The organism is Schlesneria sphaerica, from assembly GCF_044336245.1.
Taxonomy (GTDB): Bacteria; Planctomycetota; Planctomycetia; order Planctomycetales; family Planctomycetaceae; genus Schlesneria; species Schlesneria sphaerica.
Genome location: NZ_CP172346.1, coordinates 3772600 through 3792840, shown reverse-complemented (window position 1 = coordinate 3792840; position 20241 = coordinate 3772600). Strand labels below are relative to the sequence as shown.

The 20241-nt window shown below is 57.1% G+C and carries 17 protein-coding genes; 6 read left to right on the top strand and 11 right to left on the bottom strand.

The features are described 5' to 3' along the window. Positions 1 to 38: 38 nt before the first annotated feature. The 4 genes from ACGY09_RS13750 to hpnH form a co-directional block, all read right to left on the bottom strand. A complete protein-coding gene (locus ACGY09_RS13750; protein WP_397568172.1) occupies positions 39 to 2075 on the bottom strand; it encodes a hypothetical protein in 2037 nt (678 codons plus the stop codon). Between the two features lie 519 nt (positions 2076 to 2594). Further along, entirely contained in the window at positions 2595 to 3410 is an 816-nt protein-coding gene (locus ACGY09_RS13745; protein WP_397568171.1) for a hypothetical protein, read from the bottom strand. A gap of 179 nt (positions 3411 to 3589) precedes the next feature. Next, positions 3590 to 4066, bottom strand: a complete 477-nt coding sequence (locus ACGY09_RS13740; RefSeq protein ID WP_397568170.1) for a tRNA (cytidine(34)-2'-O)-methyltransferase — start codon at positions 4064 to 4066, stop codon at positions 3590 to 3592. Continuing rightward, on the bottom strand, positions 4066 to 5178 hold the full coding sequence (gene hpnH, locus ACGY09_RS13735; RefSeq protein WP_397568169.1) for an adenosyl-hopene transferase HpnH: 1113 nt from the start codon (positions 5176 to 5178) through the stop codon (positions 4066 to 4068). Before hpnH ends, ACGY09_RS13740 begins: the two co-directional genes overlap by 1 nt. 582 nt (positions 5179 to 5760) lie before the next feature. On the opposite strand from hpnH, the gene ACGY09_RS13730 reads away from it, so the two are divergent. Together ACGY09_RS13730 and ACGY09_RS13725 are read left to right on the top strand one after the other, a co-directional pair. After that, positions 5761 to 6642, top strand: coding sequence for an endonuclease/exonuclease/phosphatase family protein (locus ACGY09_RS13730; protein WP_397568168.1), 882 nt, complete (start codon positions 5761 to 5763; stop codon positions 6640 to 6642). Between the two features lie 156 nt (positions 6643 to 6798). After that, the gene (locus ACGY09_RS13725) at positions 6799 to 8778 is read left to right on the top strand and encodes a GDSL-type esterase/lipase family protein (protein WP_397568167.1); all 1980 of its coding nucleotides are present in this window, start codon (positions 6799 to 6801) and stop codon (positions 8776 to 8778) included. Positions 8779 to 8795: 17 nt separating this feature from the next. Here ACGY09_RS13725 and ACGY09_RS13720 read toward each other — a convergent pair whose 3' ends face one another. From ACGY09_RS13720 to ACGY09_RS13710, 3 genes are all read right to left on the bottom strand, one after another. Beyond that, a complete protein-coding gene (locus ACGY09_RS13720; protein WP_397568166.1) occupies positions 8796 to 9722 on the bottom strand; it encodes a phosphatidate cytidylyltransferase in 927 nt (308 codons plus the stop codon). A gap of 7 nt (positions 9723 to 9729) precedes the next feature. Continuing rightward, positions 9730 to 10539 carry an isoprenyl transferase gene (locus ACGY09_RS13715; protein WP_397568165.1) on the bottom strand — a complete coding sequence of 270 codons (810 nt, stop codon included), beginning with the start codon at positions 10537 to 10539 and terminating at the stop codon, positions 9730 to 9732. A gap of 63 nt (positions 10540 to 10602) precedes the next feature. Beyond that, on the bottom strand, positions 10603 to 10845 hold the full coding sequence (locus tag ACGY09_RS13710) for a carbon storage regulator (RefSeq protein ID WP_373649678.1): 243 nt from the start codon (positions 10843 to 10845) through the stop codon (positions 10603 to 10605). A 223-nt stretch (positions 10846 to 11068) separates the two neighbouring features. Between ACGY09_RS13710 and ACGY09_RS13705 the strand changes: the two genes are divergently transcribed. After that, positions 11069 to 12070 (top strand): D-2-hydroxyacid dehydrogenase, encoded by a 1002-nt coding sequence (locus tag ACGY09_RS13705; RefSeq protein WP_397568164.1) that lies wholly within the window; start codon positions 11069 to 11071, stop codon positions 12068 to 12070. Between the two features lie 40 nt (positions 12071 to 12110). Here ACGY09_RS13705 and ACGY09_RS13700 read toward each other — a convergent pair whose 3' ends face one another. Continuing rightward, complete coding sequence (locus ACGY09_RS13700; RefSeq protein ID WP_397568163.1) at positions 12111 to 12764, bottom strand: metallophosphoesterase family protein; 654 nt, start codon at positions 12762 to 12764, stop codon at positions 12111 to 12113. Positions 12765 to 12870: 106 nt separating this feature from the next. Further along, positions 12871 to 13479: a nitroreductase family protein gene (locus ACGY09_RS13695; protein WP_397568162.1), complete on the bottom strand. Its 609-nt coding sequence runs from the start codon at positions 13477 to 13479 to the stop codon at positions 12871 to 12873. A 154-nt stretch (positions 13480 to 13633) separates the two neighbouring features. On the opposite strand from ACGY09_RS13695, the gene ACGY09_RS13690 reads away from it, so the two are divergent. The 3 genes from ACGY09_RS13690 (at position 13634) to ACGY09_RS13680 (ending at position 16028) form a co-directional block, all read left to right on the top strand. Continuing rightward, a complete protein-coding gene (locus ACGY09_RS13690; protein ID WP_397568161.1) occupies positions 13634 to 14080 on the top strand; it encodes a transposase in 447 nt (148 codons plus the stop codon). Continuing rightward, positions 14074 to 14472: a transposase gene (locus ACGY09_RS13685; protein ID WP_397568160.1), complete on the top strand. Its 399-nt coding sequence runs from the start codon at positions 14074 to 14076 to the stop codon at positions 14470 to 14472. The genes ACGY09_RS13690 and ACGY09_RS13685 overlap by 7 nt, the downstream gene beginning before the upstream one ends. A gap of 323 nt (positions 14473 to 14795) precedes the next feature. Next, positions 14796 to 16028 (top strand): M16 family metallopeptidase, encoded by a 1233-nt coding sequence (locus ACGY09_RS13680; RefSeq protein WP_397568159.1) that lies wholly within the window; start codon positions 14796 to 14798, stop codon positions 16026 to 16028. A 185-nt stretch (positions 16029 to 16213) separates the two neighbouring features. On the opposite strand, the gene ACGY09_RS13675 is transcribed toward ACGY09_RS13680, so the two are convergent. Together ACGY09_RS13675 and ACGY09_RS13670 are read right to left on the bottom strand one after the other, a co-directional pair. Then, positions 16214 to 17488: a hypothetical protein gene (locus ACGY09_RS13675; protein WP_397568158.1), complete on the bottom strand. Its 1275-nt coding sequence runs from the start codon at positions 17486 to 17488 to the stop codon at positions 16214 to 16216. A gap of 255 nt (positions 17489 to 17743) precedes the next feature. Further along, entirely contained in the window at positions 17744 to 20107 is a 2364-nt protein-coding gene (locus tag ACGY09_RS13670; RefSeq protein WP_397568157.1) for an alpha/beta hydrolase family protein, read from the bottom strand. Between the last annotated feature and the right edge of the window lie 134 nt (positions 20108 to 20241).

Genomic DNA, 20241 nt, shown 5'->3' with positions numbered 1-20241 from the left:
CGGCAACGCTCGCCGGTGCCGGTCGCTGCATCCCTCTCTCAGCCGATCCGCTGGGCTCGAATGGGTCTGGAGAACATGGACGTGGTGCCAGTTGGACCGGTTACCGTTGCGCTGATGAATCCGGCAGCTCGAGGCTGGGGATCGACCAGCCCAGTGATTTTGAACTGGGCATGGCCCCTGGCATCCGTCGTGACCTGCGTCGTACCGAGGGATATCTTTCCGTTACCTGGTTTCGCAGACGGATCAGCAAAAACTTCCACCAGGTAGGTCGTGCGAGGTCGTCCGATCAGCGTTCCGCGGACTTGAGTCGTTCCATTGCTTGCGATTTGGGCGGAGACAAGTCTTGGAGCAGGCGGGTTCGAGATACCGCATCCAATCAAATGGATTCCGAGTCGGCCATTCTGGTAGATCGAATTGCCAATGATGCTGTTCCCCGTTGCCCGATTGACCTGAACCCCATCGTGAGCGTTAAAGGCGATGATGTTTCGATCAAGGTGAGTCACCCCATTACCCGGCGTGGGACCGTTCAACGGCGAGCCAATCTGATTTCCAGAGCTGCCGACAATGTAAATGCCGTTTCGGCCATTGCCTGCCGGGTTGCTTCCGGAAATGTCCGTACCAATGAAACTGTTGATAATGGTCACGTTACTGACGTGCTGGCTGATAGAAATTCCGTTCCACCGATTTCCTGAGATCAGATTCGCTGCTTCGAAGAAGGGTTCTTCACCTTCAGGAAATTCGGATCCTCCGAGGACGGATGGCTCGAATCCTCCGAGGGCGATGTTCGATGCACGACCGCTGATCTCAATTCCATTTTTAAGATTGGGTTGTGCCGTCGCCCCATTGGTTTGCATCCCGATTACCGACTGGCTGATTTGAACGGCCGCAGCGTTACCGCTGATCTCGACGCCGTTAAGATGATTGCCCGAGAGCTGACTGGTAAGGATGATGGTACTGAATTCGGACGAACCGAAGAACTTTCCGCCCCCATTGGTCGTGATGAGGATCCCGTTCCCGTGATTTCCGACTTGAGCGGACGGATTAAAAGCCGCGATGCCGCCGAACGTATTCATCAGCAGCGTTCGCGAGGCGGTATCGCGGACTTCGACTCCGTTCAGGCCGTTAGCGGAGGCGACGTTTCCGAGTGGGATATTCAGTCCGAAGCGCGTCCCGTCAGAGTTTCCTTTGATGAGGACACCATTAAGGCGATTACCGACGGGAGTTCGGTTGTCTGCTCCAAGTCCGAAGAAGTTTGCGTAAATAATTGTGGAATCTGAATCGTCGACAACCAGCCCGTTTCCTTTATTACCGCTGATGACATTGTAGAAGACAAAGGGATTGTCCTGATCCGGCGGAGTTGTTCCGTACAGCTTGTTGTTGTCAGAGTTCTTGATCACCACCCCATCGCCACCGTTGCCACGGGCCTTCGTCCCGTTGATATCAGTACCGATGTAGTTTCCCTGAAACAGATTGTTATTGGCACCGTTCTCGACCAGGACGCCGTGGCGACCATTTCCCGAAATGACATTTCCCTGCGGCGGGCGTACGTATACGGGCGATGTTGTCGCGGGATCGGGCCGTGGTAGCGTGGTAATCCGGCCGGTAGGATTACTTCGCTGATTGTTCGCGTCGTATCCGACCTCGTCTCCACCGATCACATTGTTGGAGGAATGGATCAGGATCCCGTTGCCCGGGAAGTTGACGATCTCGAGCGCCATGATGATCGCATTGCCACCTTCCAGCGTCAGACCATTGGCTTCGCCTCCGAGGTGGCGACCATCCAGGGTCAGCATCAGGCCGGCAAGATTGTCGACTCCACCCGCGGTGGTTCCATCAACGGTGGCGACAGCCGTCAGTGCGGGCAAAGGGACGGCACCTGCGGCACCCCCTCCGACGAAGATGGTATGGTTGCCGGGAGTGAGAGTGACCCCCGAAAACTGAATCACGTCAGGCGTGCTGGGTGTTCCCGTATTGAGTTCATTCGCTCGATTAATGACGTAACGCAGATCTCCGGTGTTGCCGGTACCCACGTTGTTGTCACCCAGGCTGTTCACCGTGTAAGTGGTGAGCAGCATGCGGATTTCAAGCACTTCGGGTGACGTGAGTCTGCTCTGCTTTTTACGGGTCCGAAGACGTTGCCGATGGCGGTGATCCAGAACAAGCTCCCGGCATCGTCTGAACGCATGGGCGAGCACCTGCATATTTAAATTCCCGTAGCGGTGTGAGAGGGAGTATGGAGTGACTCTGTCGCGAAAAAGGAGAAATGTCGGTCACCGGCCCGTCGGGGGCTGACGAGTACTGACTGAATTGCAGCTTCGATAGAGGGTCTCGACGAAAGGCTGTGACCGGACTTGCTGCGGCCTTCAGACAAACTGCGGTGCTCTATTACAATTCTCTGGAGAACGCTTTCGCGATCACGATGGCACCAAACTGCTTGTCGGAGCGGGACGAAGCTCATCAAGAAACACGATGTCGACAGTGCTCTTGCGGCGAGGAGAGTTCGCTTCATGTTCTCACAGCGAGAGAGACGCGTGAAAGAATCGTTTTTCCGGACGATCGACGCCGACCATTCTGCTGAAGCGATACTTCGTGTATTACTCGTCTGGCATTGGGGAGGGGGCCGGGACGTCGGCGGCGTCGTCGGGACCGGCGTCGGCCGTAGCCAATGGCGTTTCGGGGGAGTCCGCGGTTGTGTAGAGGCTCATTCCGCTTTCGGTCTGCTTGAACTTGTAGTGGCCCGAGCCGAGTGTGTACTTGGTGGGCGTTCCATTTCCGAGCGTCACTTCGATGGTCCACGTCCGGTCGTTGGTGAATCGCTGCACCGTCCCGGGCTTCATGGTGTAGGTAGCTCCGTTCAGTGTGTACTGCACTTCCTGTTCGTTCGTTGGTGGACTGAAAATGACAACTTCTCCCTGATCAAAACTGGCATCCGTTTGCCGCAACGCGGTATTCGAAAGTGTCATGTTCTGAGCAGAAAGATTGGGCGTGGTGATTATGGGGGAACTGCCGCTGTAGGTCCGGCTGGGAGAGCCGAATTGTCGCAACAGGATCGCATCACCGTACGCAGGCACGGCCAGTGCGCGATTCGTGTACAGCGGCTGGCGGTAATAGTTGAAGTTGGGCTGATTGAATGACGTGTAAAGCGGTTGGGCGTAGCTGCCGTACCCGAAGTTATTCGTTCCGCTGTAGTAGCCCCCAGAGTATCCGTTGTACCCGCCATAGTAGCCTCCATAGCCACCCATGCCGTAGCCGCCGTAGCCCCCGAACCCGCCTCCGTAACCGGCGTAGTCACCTCCTGGTTGACCTCCACCCCACTGCGCAAATGCGCTTACATGGAGTGTCAGGCAGAAGAAGCACACCAGGACCCACAGGCATGGGTTCGACCGGGGAAATGCAAGCTTGAGCAACATCGAAAGACCTTTTCAACGATCGGCAGCGATTCCGCCGCAGAACTCATCAGATTCGGTCACGGTATGCCGTGCGGGTCAAACCGGAATCTGACACCGCGCGTAATCCGTCCGAACTTGCTCCACGATAGAAGCGAGCGGGGGGCGTCACAAGACGTTACGTTGAAATTTTTGTCGGTAGCCTATCGGGCCGGAATTCCGCCGAACTGGCGTACCGCTTCATAGACGACGGCGCAGACCGTGTTAGCGAGGTTCAAGCTTCGTACTTCGGGATACATCGGAAACTGCAGTGTGTGGCTGCGATACTGGTCCACCAGGCTGAGTGGCAGTCCGTTCGTTTCACGGCCGAACAACAGGATGTCACCGGGGGAGAAACTCGCCTGCCATACCGTCTTGGCGGCGGGATTCTCGATACACCACACCGTTCTGCCGGGAAGTCGCTGAAGAATCTCGTTCCAGCTATCCACGACTTCGTAATCGAGGAAAGGCCAATAGTCGAGACCCGCGCGACGAAGCTGACTTTCGTCGAGACTGAACCCGAGGGGACGGACGAGCCACAACTTCGCTCTCACGGCCACGCAGGTTCGACCGATGTTCCCGGTGTTGGGTGGAATCTCAGGTTGATAGAGGACGATATGCAGCAGCGGTTCGTGAGACATCAGGAGCTCAAGACAGGCAATTGGACCTTACGAATCCGCTCTTCGTCAGAGCCGGGCGTGTTTTCGGGGCCAGGCTCATCGGGAGGAAGTTTTTCCCGACCAGCACCGAGCAACGTCAATTTCACCACTTGTGAGAAGGCTTTGAGAGACCCGAAGGTGTCGGCAACTGCGGTCGCTTCGTAGCCACAGTGGACCATGCAGTCGGCACATTTGGGATTTCCGCTGGCGCGACCATACTGGGACCAGTCGGTCGTATCAAGAAGTTCCTGGAAGGTTTCGCAGTAGCCCTCGTTCAGCAGGTAGCACGGACGCTGCCAGCCGAAGAGGTTGTAGGCGGGCATCCCCCAAGGGGTACATTCGAGGTCCCAGTTTCCTTTGAGAAACTCGACGAACAAGGGAGACAGATTGAATCGCCAGCTTCGCTTGGCGTTTCCGACAATCCGTTTGAACAGGTTGGTGGTCTGGTTACGGTGCAGAAACAGATCCTGGCTCGGTGCTTTTTCGTACTGGTACCCTGGCGAGATCATCATCCCTTCGACACCAAGCCCCATCATGTTGTCGAACATTTCCCGCATCGAATCAGGGTTCGCATTATTGTAAACGGTGGTGTTGGTGGTGACCCGGAACCCCTTGGCAACCGCTGTCTTGATGGCCTGAATGGCAATGTCGTAAACGCCTTCGCGACAAACCGCGAAGTCGTGTTCTTCTTTCGGACCGTCGAGGTGGATCGAAAAGGAGAGGTACTTGGAAGGCTTGAACTGATGGATATGCTTTTCAAGCAGAATGGCGTTCGTGCACAGGTAGACGTACTTCTTGCGCGCCACCAGTCCTTCAACGATCTCGCCGATCTGGGGATGCAGTAGCGGCTCACCACCGGGAATGGAGACCATCGGTGCGCCACATTCGTCAACGGCCTTAAAGCACTGTTCGGGGGTGAGATGGCGTCGGAGAATATCGACGGGGTACTGAATCTTTCCGCAGCCCGCGCAGGCCAGGTTACAGCGAAACAGCGGTTCCAGCATCAGAACCAGGGGATAGCGCTTGACGCCCCGAAGCTTCTTGCCGAGGACATAACTTGCGACCGTCCACATTTGCGAAACCGGCACACCCATTCGAACAACTCCGTCATGCGGCCATCTTGGATCAGCGGCCAATGAAGCGAGAACGAAACCTTTCCCTGGTCTCGCTGGCAGGCAACCGATGGCGGGATTCGTCCGAAACGTCTCTCCACAGTTGACTTATCACTGGCTTATACCGCGAAGGTTTAGCAGTTTTTCCGTTCACTGTCAGCAGTAAACGCTCTTTGAACCGCAAGAAGAGGGGCTTCGGAGCGTCTGCTCAGGTCCGGTTGCCGTCGCAACGACCTTACATCCCGTGAGGCGTCTGACAGGTCAGAGAGCGTTTGCCAGTCGTTTCCGGCAGGCCTTGGTATCTCGAGGTGGGCTGTCAATTTCGGCTCGCAATCGGGGAGAAGGATGAACAGCGATTTCCGCCCTGGAAGGTGTTGATTGGATGGCCACTGCGAATTTGCAGCCTCTGGGTTACAATCCCCGTGACTTTTCTATCACTTTCTGATACGCCCCCCGTTAGTTGGGGCTCTGCCCCTCCCGTTTCCTTCGAAATCGCCCGGCCTCGCCGTTACCGACAACGCTGGCGCAACAGAGGTCCTCGAATTGGAGCCAGATCAATTCCTTATGGATCAAGCAAATAACTCGAGCGAGAGCTCACCGAGCAAAACTGAGTCGCGCTGGAAATGGATTGCGTTGGGCTGCTTCGTCGCGCTGGTGGGATTGATCCTCTGGGACGGCACGGACCGACGTGCGGCCGATGCAACAGCTCCCCTGCCGCACAGCCCCGCCTCGGCTGGGTCTGATCAGGCCCCCGCCACTTTGACGATTGCCAGCTTCAACATCCATGGTGGCAAAGGGACTGACGGTGTGCGCAGCGTGTCTCGCATTGCGGATCTTCTGGGAGGAGTCGACTACGCGGGGTTATATGAAGTTCGGGGAGCGGGGAGCCCCAACGAACCTAATCAGGCCGCCTCGGTGGCCGAACTGAATCGCAGTGGCTGGTTGTTTGCTGCGACCGAGCGGCGGTGGTGGTCTGATCATTTTGGGAATGGTCTCCTCTATCGTATTCCCATTCGCTCTGCCCTGCGAATTCCGCTCGTGAACACGCGGGGGAAAGCCTATCGAAATGCGATTCTGGCGACGGTCCCGCTTCAGCAGGGGGATGTTCGGGTTCTTTCCGTGCACATTGATCGAGAAAAGGACCGGGTACACCAACTCCAGGCGATGATTGACCTGTTTCTGGGCCTGCAACCCCCCTGCATCCTGATGGGGGATCTCAACACAATCGCCGGAGACCCGCTCCTCACGAGTCTGCTGGAACGCCCTGGGGTTCACAGTCCGCTGCACGAATCCTTGCCAGAGCGATTGTCCTCGCAGAATATCGACTGGATCTTCACGAGGGGCCTCGAAACGGTGAACGTCAGCCTTGTGCAGAACACGGCATCGGATCACCCCGTCGTGAAAGCCGAGTTCCGACTGGAAGGAACGAAGAATCAACCTGACTGATCGGACGGTATCGTCCACTGTCTCCACACGGTGGGCAGTTGCCGCCCATTTGAGTACGCTGCCAAGTCCCAGGATCGCCTCTTCCCGCCATCATTGGCTGACGGTGAGAGAGGATACTCTGGCTGCACGTTCTCACTTACGACAACAGGAACCGAGATGTCTCAGATCGTGTCACTTCGTTGGCTGGTGATGTTTCTGGTCGTCGCCTTGCCTCACTTCTCGTTACAGAGTGATTCGCTTTTCGGCGGTCAGTGGGAAGGGTATGAGAAGCGTGACATTCAAGTCGACGGACGAAACGGATTTCTGATCGTGCCCCGGCAGGCCGCGCCAGGGAAACCCTGGATCTGGAGAACGGAATTCTTCGGACACGAGCCACAGGCGGACCTCGCCCTGTTGCAGCATGGCTTTCATGTGGCCTACGTTGATGTGCAGAACCTGTACGGCGCACCCGTCGCCCTGGATGCGATGGACGCTTTCTACAGTCACGTCACGAAAGAATTTGGTCTGGCTCCGAAGACTGTGCTGGAAGGCTTCAGTCGCGGTGGGCTGTTCGCGCTGAACTGGGGGGCTCGGCATCCGGATCGGGTGGCGTGCATCTACAATGACGCCCCGGTGTGTGACTTCAAAAGCTGGCCCGGAGGCAAAGGCAAAAGTCCAGGCTCAACCGCTGACTGGGAGCGTTTGAAACAGGTCTATCAGTTCGCTGATGAAGCTGCTGCGCTGGCATACAAACTGAACCCGGTCGATAACTTGAAACCCCTCGCAGACGCGCGCATTCCTCTGCTGCATGTGTGTGGCGAGACCGATGATGTTGTGCCGATCGAAGAAAATTCTCTGCTGCTGGCCGAGCGATACCGCAAGCTGGGCGGGGCCATCACGCTGATCTCCAAGCCGCATTGCAACCACCACCCGCACAGCCTGAAAGACCCCTCGCACATCGTGAATTTCGTGTTGACGCACACAGGATTTCGCGATCAGGTTCAGCAGGCGGCCACACCCTACGGCTACGATTACTTTGAACTACGGGGAGGCTTAAAGAACAGTCAGGCGAAGTTCCTTAAGGAGAAGCAGGGACGGGTCGCCTTTCTGGGGGGATCGATCACTGCGGCACCGGGGTGGCGGGACAAGGTTTGCGAGGACCTGAAGCAGCGATACCCCGACACGCAGTTTGAGTTCATCAATGCGGGTATTCCGTCGCTCGGTTCGACCCCCGGGGCGTTTCGTTACAGCCGGGATGTTCTTGCAAAAGGTCCCGTGGACTTGCTGTTCGAAGAAGCTGCCGTGAATGATGACACGAACGGCTTCTCTGCCATTGAACAGATTCGGGGGATGGAAGGAATCGTTCGCCAGGCCAAACTTGCTAACCCTCACATCGACATCGCGCTGCTGCACTTCGTTGATCCCGGCAAGATCGATCAAATTCACCAGGGCCAGACTCCGGAAGTGATTGCCAGCCACGAGAAGGTGGCAGCTCACTATGCCCTTCCCTCAATCAATCTGGCCCGCGAAGTCACTGAACGGATTCATGCAGGCGAATTCACCTGGGAGAAAGACTTCCGTGATCTGCACCCGGCTCCGTTTGGGCACGAACTCTACGCCAGTTCCATTCGGCGCCTGCTGAATGCGGCATGGAAAGAGACTCCCACGGCCGACGTTCCCCCTGCGACAGAGTTACCTGCGCCGCTGGACCCCTTCAGCTACTTTCGTGGCCGGCTGGTGAGTCCCGCGGACGCGGTGGCTTCCCAGGCGCTGACGCTGGAGCACGGATGGAAGGTTATTCCCAAGTGGGAACCTGGGGATCGTGCGGGGACCAGACCCGGTTTTGTCAACGTTCCTGCCTTGGTGGCGGAAGAGCCGGGGGCGACATTCAAGTTCAAGTTCCGGGGAACCGGCGTGGGTGTTTTCGTTGCGTCAGGACCCGATACCGGAGCTGTCGAGTTTCGAGTCGATGGGGGGAACTGGAAGACGCAGGAACTCTTCACGCAGTGGAGTCCGCAACTGCATCTTCCGTGGGCAAAAATGCTCGCTGCGGAACTGGACTCGGGCGATCATGTGCTCGAACTGAAGGTAGCACCCGGTTCCAACCCGGCGAGCAAAGGGAGCGCCGTGCGTATCATCCACCTGCTGGTGAATTAACTCGGGGCACAGAGATCTCAGGTCGGATCGATCGGCAGCCATGTCGCGAGCGGAAGTGCTTTCCAGAGGACGTATGCTACGGGGCCGGCATAAAGGACGCTGTCCATCAGGTCGAGCAGTCCGCCAAAGCCCGGCAGCAGGCTGGAGGAATCCTTCTTGCCGACATCGCGTTTGATCAGCGATTCGCAGAGGTCACCGACCAGGCCGGTCGTTCCCAGGATCAGGCCGTAGACGGCAGATGACCACCATGCAGGTGCCTGCCAGGTGGCGCTCCCCGTGGGGGTGAACAACGGCGTGGCAAACGAGAGCCACAGGACGGCACCCAGCGCCGAACCAATCAGCGCACCGACGGCACCGGCCCAGGTCTTGCCCGGGGACAAATGCGGAACGAGTTTACGCCGACCAAAAAGGCGTCCCAGGGTATAGGCGCCGACGTCGCCCCCTTTCGTCACAATGATCAATGACCCAAGCACCAGATATCCGGCAGCACTACCCGCCACCCAGCGAAGTTGTGCGACCACGCCCAGCAGCACGCCGATGTAACTGACGATCATCAGTTCGGCACTGAGTGTCTCCATGCTGGCACCTGGTTCGCGATAGCGGTACGTCGCCAGAAGGAACAGCACCAGGATCGTCATGGCGTAGGCCAGCATGACTTGTGAAAGGGTATTGTCGTCCGAAGGGATCTTGATCGGCATATGACCGAATCGTCCCCACCATGCGGCCGCCGTAACGAGGACGCAGCAGGCAGAGACGATAAGTCGATTCGGCGTGAATGAGCGTGTCCAGAGCAGATCGACCATCTCGCGCGCACCGAAGATGGCGAGGAAGATGAACAAGGCTAAAAGGATCGGTGCGGACGCTCCCAGTCGCGAGTCGAGATAGAAAACTCCTGCGAAGAGAGGAATCAGTATTGCGGATACGAGAAGACGCCAGATGAGCATTCTTGCCTCAGTTTGACAAGCCTCCAAACCTCCGGTGCCGCTGCGCGAACTCACGCAGTGCTGCAAACAGTTCTTCCTGTCCAAAGTCGGGCCAGCATTTTTCGGTGACCCATAACTCTGCGTAACTGATCTGCCAGAGCAGATAATTACTGATCCGCATCTCGCCTGCTGTGCGGATCACCAGATCGGGATCAGGCATCCCCGCCGTATCCAGGTGTGCTTCCACTGTGGCTTCATCAATCGAGGCCGGATCGATCTCGCCTGCTGCGACTCGCCTGGCAATCCGTTGAACGGCATCGGCGATCTCGCCGCGGCTGCCATAGTTGATGGCCAGACACAGTCGCATGCCGGTGTTATCACGCGCACATTCGTAGGTGCGGTCGATTTCTCGATTGACGCTGTCACTCAGTGCGCTACGGCGTCCGATGACAGCAAAGCGAAGGTTCTGTCGTTCGATCTCAGCACGCTCTTCGATCAGATACTGTTCGAGAAGCTGCATCAGAAGCTTTTGTTCAAGCTGAGGGCGCTTCCAGTTTTCACTGCTGAAGCAGTAGAGCGTCAACTGCTGAAGGTTCAACCGTGAGCAACTTTCAATCACGGTTCGAACAGTGGCCACTCCGCGTCGATGTCCTTCGATTCGCGGCAGTCCTCGTGACTGAGCCCATCGACCGTTACCGTCCATGATAACTGCGATGTGCCTGGGCAGTCGATCAACGGTCAACCCGAATTCCGTGATCTGTTCCAGCGTGTAGGGATCATCAGCGGAACGTCTCGGCGGGGACGCTGGTGATTGTGATGTGGATGTCGTTGATACCATCTGCAAGAAACCTCCGCCCGATTGTGGCTGCGCGGTCAAGCGAATGGCAAGTCAACGGCGTTGTTACAGAGGCGCGGCGTAAGAATTGACCGGTTGAAACTCGATGGCTTCGAATTCTTCGTGAGCGACTTCCACCAGAACATCATCGTCTTCAGATTGGACGTAAAGAACTTCTTCGCGGTAACTGGGAGTCGCATGAGGATCGTGAATGCCCAGGAGGACCGAATCGTGCCGAACTTCCAGCACGTTGATAGTAACCGAACCGACAGTCAAACCTTCGTTCTCAGCTCGCATATAGCAACGCATCGAGCGACCTCATGAGGGACATGAATCGAGAGATGCCAGAAGGTTCCAAGGAACCAACACGGGGCGGTATTCTGTCGACAGATCATTCCAAGAGCAAGTCGAAATCACGATGTTTTCTAAAGTTGCAAATGTGCATATCGAGATGCTTGACACCGCTCATCCAATGTTCTCAGTTGAGATGAATTTGACGTCGTTGTTCTCTTTGCATTGAATGAGCCACAACTTGAAGCTGGTCATCTATCCCGCTGTCGATGTGGACCGGTTGTCTCGTATTTGCGAAGCCGCGTTACCGATGGATGTCATCAACGCGGGGACGCTCGAAATCGCGCTGAACGAAATGGAGAATGCTGACGCGTTCTTCGGTAAACTGACACCCGAGCTTCTACAGCGGGCCGCGACACTTCGATGGGTACAATCGCCGACCGCCAGTCTCGAGCACTTCGTCTTTCCGGAACTGATCAGCCATCCTTGTGTGCTAAGTAACATGCGGGGACTGTTCTCCGACGTTGTCGCAGATCATGTCCTGGGATTCATCCTCTGCTTTGCCCGAAACCTGCACATCTACGTTCGTCAGCAGCAACAGGGGCTCTGGTCACCTGTGGGGAATCAGTCCTACGTTGCCAACTTCGTAAATGCGCCGGGCACTGTCCTGCCCATGGATCGTGCGCATCAGCATCTTTCTGACTGCACCCTGGGGGTGATCGGTGTGGGAAGTATTGGCCAGGAAGTTCTCCGACGGGGTGCCGCATTCGGCATGTCGCTGGTGGGTGTGGATGCCCGAACGAAAACCCTTTCCGGAGTGCTGGACGATGTCTGGCCCGTGGAACGACTGCCTGATTTACTGCAGGTCGCCGACTATGTTTTCGTCGCTGCACCATTGACTCCCGTGACGAGGGGGCTGATTCGGCGACCTCAGTTGCGCATGATGAAGAAATCCGCGGTCCTCATTAACGTCGGACGTGGACCGATTGTCGATCTGGATGATCTGGTTCAGTCGCTCCAGGCACACGAGATCGGAGGAGCGGCACTTGATGTCACCGACCCGGAACCGCTACCTGCCGACCACCCGCTCTGGACAATCAGCAACGTGATCATCACACCGCACGTGGCAGCTGCGTCCCCGAAGATTGCGGAACGTCATCTGGAGACGTTGCTCGAGAACATCCGGTTGTTTGTCCAAGGGAAGCACCCGGCCACGCAGGTCGATAAAGCGGCCTGGTATTGAACTGGCCAGCAGCGAAGGGCTGAGATTGCTTCCCCCGGCGTTAATGACGGACTTCGCCGCTTTGCGATGTTTGCCAGACCTGACGTGTGGTTACTTCCATCGCCGTCAGCCACCCACCACGGCAGCAGCCTGTATCCAGACACAGAAGGTGCCCTTCATCGAGCACTTCGGGCTGAGGCGTATGTCCCAGGACGGCGATCTTGCCCGAGAAGTGGGGACCGGGAATCGAGTCACGCAGTGATCTCCAGCGAATGGTTTCGTCGTCCTGTTGATTCAGCGGAAGGTCAGGTCGGTAGTTCGCGTGCAGGAAGAAGTGCGTCTCGGTTTCAAAAGACGATCGGCACCCCTGCAGAAATTCAATGTGTCGGACAGGAATCTGATCAAACGAAAGAGGTAAGCCGTACGACCGCAATGTGGCGTCGCCTCCTTTGCTGAGAAAGCGATCGATGCTGGTCCCTTTCAGAGCTGCGTCGAGCAACATTTCATCGTGATTCCCCAGGATGGGGATCAGGTGGCAGCGCTGCATTGTTGTCAGCAGACAATCGAGGACTCCGTTGGAATCCGGGCCGCGGTTCACGTAGTCGCCCAAGGTGATCAGCGTGTCATCCGGTTGCAGATCAATCTGTTCGAGCAGACGTTGCAGTGCGCGTGCGCAGCCGTGGATGTCTCCGATGGCGATGGTTCTGCCCTGCATGATATGTCCTGAAGCTGAGTCATCCGTATCAGTGAAATCCAGAGAGAGGGCAGTTGTCCGGTAGTGGCGGGTTCGCGTGGTTCATCGAGCTTGAGATCGCGGGACGCTACTGCACCACTGTGGATTTCGTGCCCCATTGATCGCCAAAGACGAACTCGCTGAGCGGGCGTCGCTCGCGGGGTTTCAGGTCTCGTTCTCGAAACGCGGCCGACAGCGCTTCGGGGTCTGCGGCATAACCGATGGCAATTCCGGTCAGTGGCTGAACACCGTCGGGGACGCCGTACAAATCTCGGACCTTGTCTGGCAGAATGCCTCCCATCTGGTGCACTGACAGTCCTCGGGCTGTGGCTTCGCAGGTTAGGTTCGCGCTGGCCAACCCCAGATCGTGCAGAGCCGCCTTATTCGGCTGGCCATTGTGGGGGAAGAAGAGGTTCGCACAGCCGATGGCAAGGACCGGAGCGGAACTGGCCCATGTCTGGTTGCTTTCGACCAGGCACTGCAGCAGACGACTGAACGTTTCCGGCTCTTTTCGAGTCGCGACGATATACGACCAGGGCTGTGCATTGTACGACGAGGCAGCCCAGCGGGCCGCTTCAAAGATCGAGCGTAGATCCGCAGGAGAGACGGGCCGATCAGCGAATCCATAGGGGCTCCAACGTTGCGAGATGAAGTCGTGGACGGGGTGGTCCACGCGAGCTTGCTTCTGAGGATTCATACTGATCGTCCTGATGAAAATGGGATTCCGAATCACTTGGTGTGTGGAGGCACGGCCGAGAGGATTCACTAGAGGCAGTTTCAAAACCCCTTTATTGCAATAACGATTCTGGCAGGCAATTTGCATACCGGTAAGGGAGAAAGGAGTCCCTTACATGCGAATTACCCTGTCCATGTGGCCCCAGCGACGGCGGCCGAATACGACAGGGTCCAGGACGGTCCCGAAGCCTTTTCTTGATGATGCCCAGTGGAATTCCATCAAAGATCTGTTTGCAAACCCTCTTCCATCCCCACTGGGAGGCCGACCACGAGTCGAGCCTCGACCCTGTCTGGAAGGAATTTTGTGGGTCCTGAAGAGCGGAGGACGATGGCAAGATTTACCAGAGCGATACCCGTCTCCTGCAACATGCTGGCGAAGGCTCAAGGAGTGGACGGAGAGAGGAATCATGGTCAAAACGTGGGAACGTCTCCTGAAGTCCCTTGATCGACAGAAACAGCTGAACTGGTCGCAGGCAATGGGTGATGGCACCTTTTCGCCTGCAAAAAAGGGGGCGCCGAGGTTGGTAAGACCAAGAAAGGTAAAGGAACGAAACTCATGCTGATGACGGACGGTAACGGCGTCCCCATCTCGGGGTTCACCATTTCTGCACAGGTCGCCGAAGTCAACACGATCGAGACGCTGGTCGACATTCAAGTTGCTGGCCAGAAACCCGAGAGGCTGCTGTACGATAAAGCGGCTGATGCCGATTGGATTCGTGATACGCTCAAACTGAGAGGCATTGAGCAAATCACACCCCACCGAAAAGGCCGGAAGAAGCCGTCTCGACAAGACGGGCGAAGCCTGAAGAGATATGCGAGTCGCTGGAAAGTGGAACGCACGATCAGTTGGCTAGGCTATCAAAGAAGGCTTCTTGTCCGGCATGAATACTACCCACATCTCTTCGAAGGCTTTTTCCACCTCGCCTGCGTAATGATATGCTTGAACCGGTTTTGAAACTGCCTCTATGAGTTTCGGATCAGACGGAAGCAAGATCGACTTCGAAGTCGGAGGCAGGTCCTTCCTGCCAGCCGTCAACAGGGATCATCCCTCCCGGCGGTGTTCGCCGTGACAATACGAATCGGTGATCGCAGCCAGCCTGCGCAACCGGTCTTTGTGTAGATCGTGCGTTTTCGTGGGCGGAGAGACGGGGATTGCCGCAAGTCGTTGGCGCTGGTTGGGGCATCTGCAATACTCTTGTTTCACTCCCTGCAATTAAGAAGTAACGGAGTCGGATCGCCTTCCCCGTTACTGCTCAGCGTTATTACCAAAGCAGATTCATGACCGGTAACAAAATTGAACAAACGACCCTCAGCAATGGGCTGACGGTCCTCGTCGAGACCATGCCTGCGGTTCAGTCCGCGGCCTTCTCGCTGCTGATCCCCGCAGGGAGTGCTTACGATCCCCCCGGACAGAATGGCATTGCGAATGCGCTGGCCGACTGGATCACTCGGGGTGCCGGGGATCGTTCCAGCCGTGAACTGCTTTCGGCATTGGATCGACTGGGGATCCAGGCACACGAATCTGCGACGCTGAACCACTTGGCAATCGGCAGCACCTGTCTGGCAGGAAACCTCCCCACCTCCCTCAGCATTTACGCCGACGTGGTGAAGCATCCTCACTTCGACGAGGAAGACTTCGATGCGGTCATGGCAGGGGTCGAACAATCCTTGCTCGCGATTGAAGACGATCCGCGACAGAAGGTGATGTTCGAACTCGTTCGCCGCTGCTTTCCCTCACCGTGGGGGCAGTCGTCGGAAGGGACCTTGGAGGACCTGGAGCGGATCACGCCCGAATCGGTTCGCACGCAGTATCGCCGCTGTGTCCGTCCACAAGGAGCGATCCTCGGGATCGCCGGAAACGTGACACTGGAGCAGGTCCTACCGGTTCTGGAAACGGACTATGCCGACTGGTCGGGTGCCAATGAGATCACGCTCACCACGGGAGAACGGGGTGCTTATCGCGAGCATATACCCCATGAATCGACTCAGACACATATTGGTGTGGCCTATCCCGCGATTGCCTATGGTGCTGATGATTACTACCAGGGCTGGGCAGCAGTGAATGTGCTGAGTGGTGGCATGAGCAGTCGTCTGTTCACCGAAGTTCGCGAGAAGCGGGGTCTGTGCTATTCGGTCTACGCCTCGCTGAACGCTCTGAAGGATCAGGGGCAGGTCCTGTGCTACGCCGGAACGACCACAGAGCGGGCTCAGGAAACCCTGGACGTACTGGTCAAGGAACTGAAGCGACTTGGTGACGGGATCGAAGAGGCGGAACTGAACCGCTGCAAAGCACGCGCAAAAAGTTCGCTCATCATCGCTCAGGAATCGACATCGGGACGTGCCGGATCACTGGCCCGAAACTGGTTCTATCTCGGTCGCGTTGTCACGCTGGACGAAGTCCGCAGAAAGATCGAGGCCCTGACCACCAAAAGTGTTCTCGACTACGTCCACGCGCATCCCGCAGACGACCTGACTCTGCTAACGATTGGACAGGAACCTCTTGAGGGCTGACTCGCCAACACAGCGTCTCGTCTGTCTCTGTCTCTGTCTCTGTCTCTGGCTCTGGCTGCAGGGGGGCCCGTGATCGCAACGGATGGCGCCGTTGTGGCGTATGTAGAATCGCCTCTGTTGTTGGATGAGCATCGTCCAGCAACAGGCTCTCCACACCCGATCGCCGAATGGTCCTCTCAGGGTGATCAGTCGTTCGGCAGGTCGAGCTTCGAGTCAGGGTGGTTGGCGAAGGGCCATGCGGTGGGGGAGTAGGCGATGGCCAGCTCAGGCGTTTCGATCCGCTTGCCCTCCCCTGCCAAGCTCTGCATGACGCGATCCAGAATGCCGGTGGTGAGGAGTGTTCTTTCCACAGGATAGGGCGTTTTCTGCTGATGAACCATATCATCAATCGCATTGACCAGATGAGCGAAGTGTCCGAACGGGGGCCCTTCCTGCAGCTTAAACCATGTCACCACCGGTTCCTGCTGACCTTTGAGCTTGATCGCCGTGGCGAAGTAATTGCTCAGCCCGTTCGCCATGACGACGGTCGACTTCAGTCCATCACGATACTCGATGAGATAGGCCGCGGAATCGGTTTGTGGTTGCCATGCCGCTTTGCCGTCGAGCGATTGTGGCTTGGCACGCTGAGCTGCCTCGAAGAGTTCACGTGAAAAAGTTCCTGCCGCTTCTGCCTTCAGGATGGCATCACCGGTGATCGTGCGCACGGCCGCCACACCGGTCTCACCCCCTCGCCGTCGCTCAATCTGACATTGCTGTGCTTCGAGTGCATGAAAGCCATAATCTTCAAAGCCGCCGTAGCCAATCGTCAGCACTTCTTCAATTTCGCACTGATCCGGAAGTTCGTTCGCAGGCTGACGCCAGGCAACGGGAAGTGATGACCCGGCCAGCAGAGGAAACTTCATTGCGCGTGATGTTTCCACCATCGCCAGAGCGTCCTCCCAGCGGTAGTCCAGATGTTTGTCGTTAAACACCGGGACGACCTGGCCGCAGCGTTTGAATGTGGCCACGATCTCGTCGAAGAAACGGCGACGTGGATACATTCGCTGCCGGGTCACGTCCGTCAGTGGATACTCACCATGCTCAGCAATACTCAGCACGCCTGCGACCTGAATCCGATCCGTCCCCAGCGTCAGCGCGTCATCAATGGTCCTGGAAAGGCGAAATCCGTGTTTTCGTGCCAGATCACGACTGAGGTCATTCGCGGCGACCTGATCGGTGAAGAGTGACACGAGGCGCAGACGCGGGCCCGGACCACCGTACTGCTGATACCCCTCGAGAATTTTACCGAGGATGACATCCGCATGGCTGTTCTTCCGGTAAACGGTCGTCACACCAGCGACCGGCAACGGGTCACGAGTGTTGTCGCTGGCCAGACCCGGGACCGGAAGCAGTTTTGGCAAGGCACTTCCGAGAGCCAGCCCGAGACCAGACTTGATCAGTGATCGACGTGAAAAATCCATGGATGTCCTCATTGAGAAACAGGCCTTGCGGGGCAAAGGCCCTTGCGGTCACCGATTGTCGATCGTTGCCAGAAAACGTTCTCTCGCACCCAACGGCTTCGCCTTGCGAAAGGAAAGATGGCGTGGCGCCTGGGGCGACCGTGTTTCCGACACGGAAGAACGAGATCGGACGGCCGGGTGAATCTGAGTGTCACACAGGATGTCCACGGCCGAGGATCCCGTTTGGAACCGCCCGGCCGCGAGGTGCAACCAGATCTATTTCTTTGGCCAGTTCAGATGACGATGGAGGAAGTCATAGGTCCCCTTGCCATTGATCGTATGTGGGCCATTGAAGAACTCGATCTCTGTCTGCTCGGGGATTCCCAGCTTGGAGTAGTGCCGCCGGACTTTGGCATATTCAAAGCCCACCCACTCATCCAGCCCCACTCCGTCGTCATGACCACGTTCAACCATGAACGGACGTGGTGTCATCAGAATTGACAGTTCCGCGTAGTTGGCGACGTGTGCCATATTCCACTCGAAGATCTCGTACTCATTAGTGAAGACATAAGAGAACGGCAGATCGACGCTGGCGTTCTTGGTTACCCATTCATTGAAGTCAGCAGAACAGATCGACAGACAGTAGCCTGGTCGGCCTTCTTTTGATGTCAGCATCGGGGGCACCCGAACGGCCGTTTTCCCGCCGTACGACAGACCGTAAAAAGCCAGCCGGTTGGGATCCACGGCAGGCAGCGAAGCGAGCCATTTCAGCGTGACCTGATGCTGGGGAATGATGTAGCTGAAAAGAGACCGACCCACTGGGTTGGACTTTCTCTGAAGCGTCCGGAATCGGTCTTTTCCCCGGTAAGGATTCTGTGGTGAATAGGCGATGAAGCCACGACGTGCCAGTTCTGCGGCGAAGCCTTTGTAATAGTGGTAACCTTCTGTCCCCGGTCCGCTGATGGTGTCCATGGGGACCCCTTCCAGCCCATGCTGACAGACAACGACCGGGCGCTTTTCGTCTGCTTTGACGCCCTTAGGGTAGAGCAGGATTCCGGCTGCGATGACGTCGGGGTAGGTGTCGAGCACAACTTCGTAGCCGGTGTAGTCATCCGTTTCCAGGACTTTTCGGGTCCGGGGATTGAGCGGGACCGAAGGTTCGGGCAATTTCCCGATCAATTCGTTGTAGACATGGTCTCGCAATGGTTCGGCAGTCGATTCCCATTTCTCGACGGACGATCGATCGGCTTTGGCGAAAAGCTGGTCACGGACCTTGAAAGAATTTCGAAGCAGCTTCTGTGTGAAGTCGATGGCCTCACCGACCTGTCGTCCCTGAACCGAACGCCAATTCACAGCTTCCGTGAGCGGCACCGATTTGCCGCGGGCTTCTGGTTTGAAGTCGCGCCAATCCGACTTTTGGGCCAGCGCCATGATCGCTGCACTGGAAGCCGCTGGACCCCGCCCATCACTTCCGCTTTCCACCAGCACGATGTGGTTGCCAGGTTTCAGCTTTTCGTAGATGGCTTTGGCTCGGTCGAACTCGATTCGGACCTGGGCCAAGTCCGCCGTCTTGATCTGACCGGGGGCGGCGCCACCCCGTCGTCCCGCCTGGACGGGTAGTGGTCCGTCTGTTTCGGGGATCGCACACGCTTCGATGATCAGTGGCCGCGGAGCGATCATCCCGGCGATTTCTGCATCGCCGAACTCAACCAGTTGTCGCCAGACGTTTCGATCAATCGGTTCCTGCCAAACCCCTTCGCGCGGCTGGAAGTAACCACTGACGAGAACTGAAGCAGGTCGAGCATCAATCGCAGCCGAATACAGCGCGATCTGGCCTCCGTCGCCAATACCGACGAGGGAGATCGGCAAGTTCCACTTGGTCGACTGATTCAGGCCGTCGAGGGCATCAATCGCGGCAAGGACCTTTTGAACTTCGTACCCGATCACATGTCGTCCGACTTCGAACGCCGATCGATAGACCCATTCCCGGTTCGTCTGATTGGTCATCGCGATTAAAGGGTTGCCAGCGAATTCGTCGGTGCGATCGATCAGCGTCGGAATCACGACCAGGAAGCCGTTTTCGGCCAGCACCTGCGGGAGCTTCGACGACGGGGTCCCCTGCTCCGTCGCCCCGGCGAATACATCAGGAGACCAGCGGGAATCGGGAATGGCAATCACGATACCGCGTGGACTTTCAGCTCGTTGCGGGACGAGAATCAGTCCTTCGGCCGTCATCCCGGGCAAAACGGGCCAGCGCTGGAATTGGGGCTCATAGTGGGCCTGGGCAGGTTTCGTCTCGGCTGCTCTGAGACCCGTGAACTTGAGGGGGCGTTCAAACTGAATTCCCTGAACCCGTTGATCAACGGCCCCAATGTACGTCCGAAGTTTTTGACGATAAGGTTCCAGACTGCTCTGATAGGCTTGCGGGCTGCTGTAGTCCCTCTTCCAGAGGGATTCACGCTGCTGCCGGGCTTTGTCGAGTTCTTTGAGGCTGAATTGATCGATCCCTTCGACCATCAGGACGTCCAGCGGCTGTTCCGCCTTGAGTGGCTCAGTGCCCGGGAAAGTGGCGGGACTTTCCTGCGCCGCACTCAGCAGGGGAAAAAGGCTAATCGTCAGCAGGAGGAACGGGACACGCATTACAGTCTCCATGAAGTGTTCTCAAATCGCCTCGGTTCCGCGTCAAAAAACCGTCGAGTATCGCTGTCGATCGCGGGGTGTCGTCCTTGTCCCGGACTCGACCTGCAATCCCATGCCCCGGTCGGCTGTTTCCA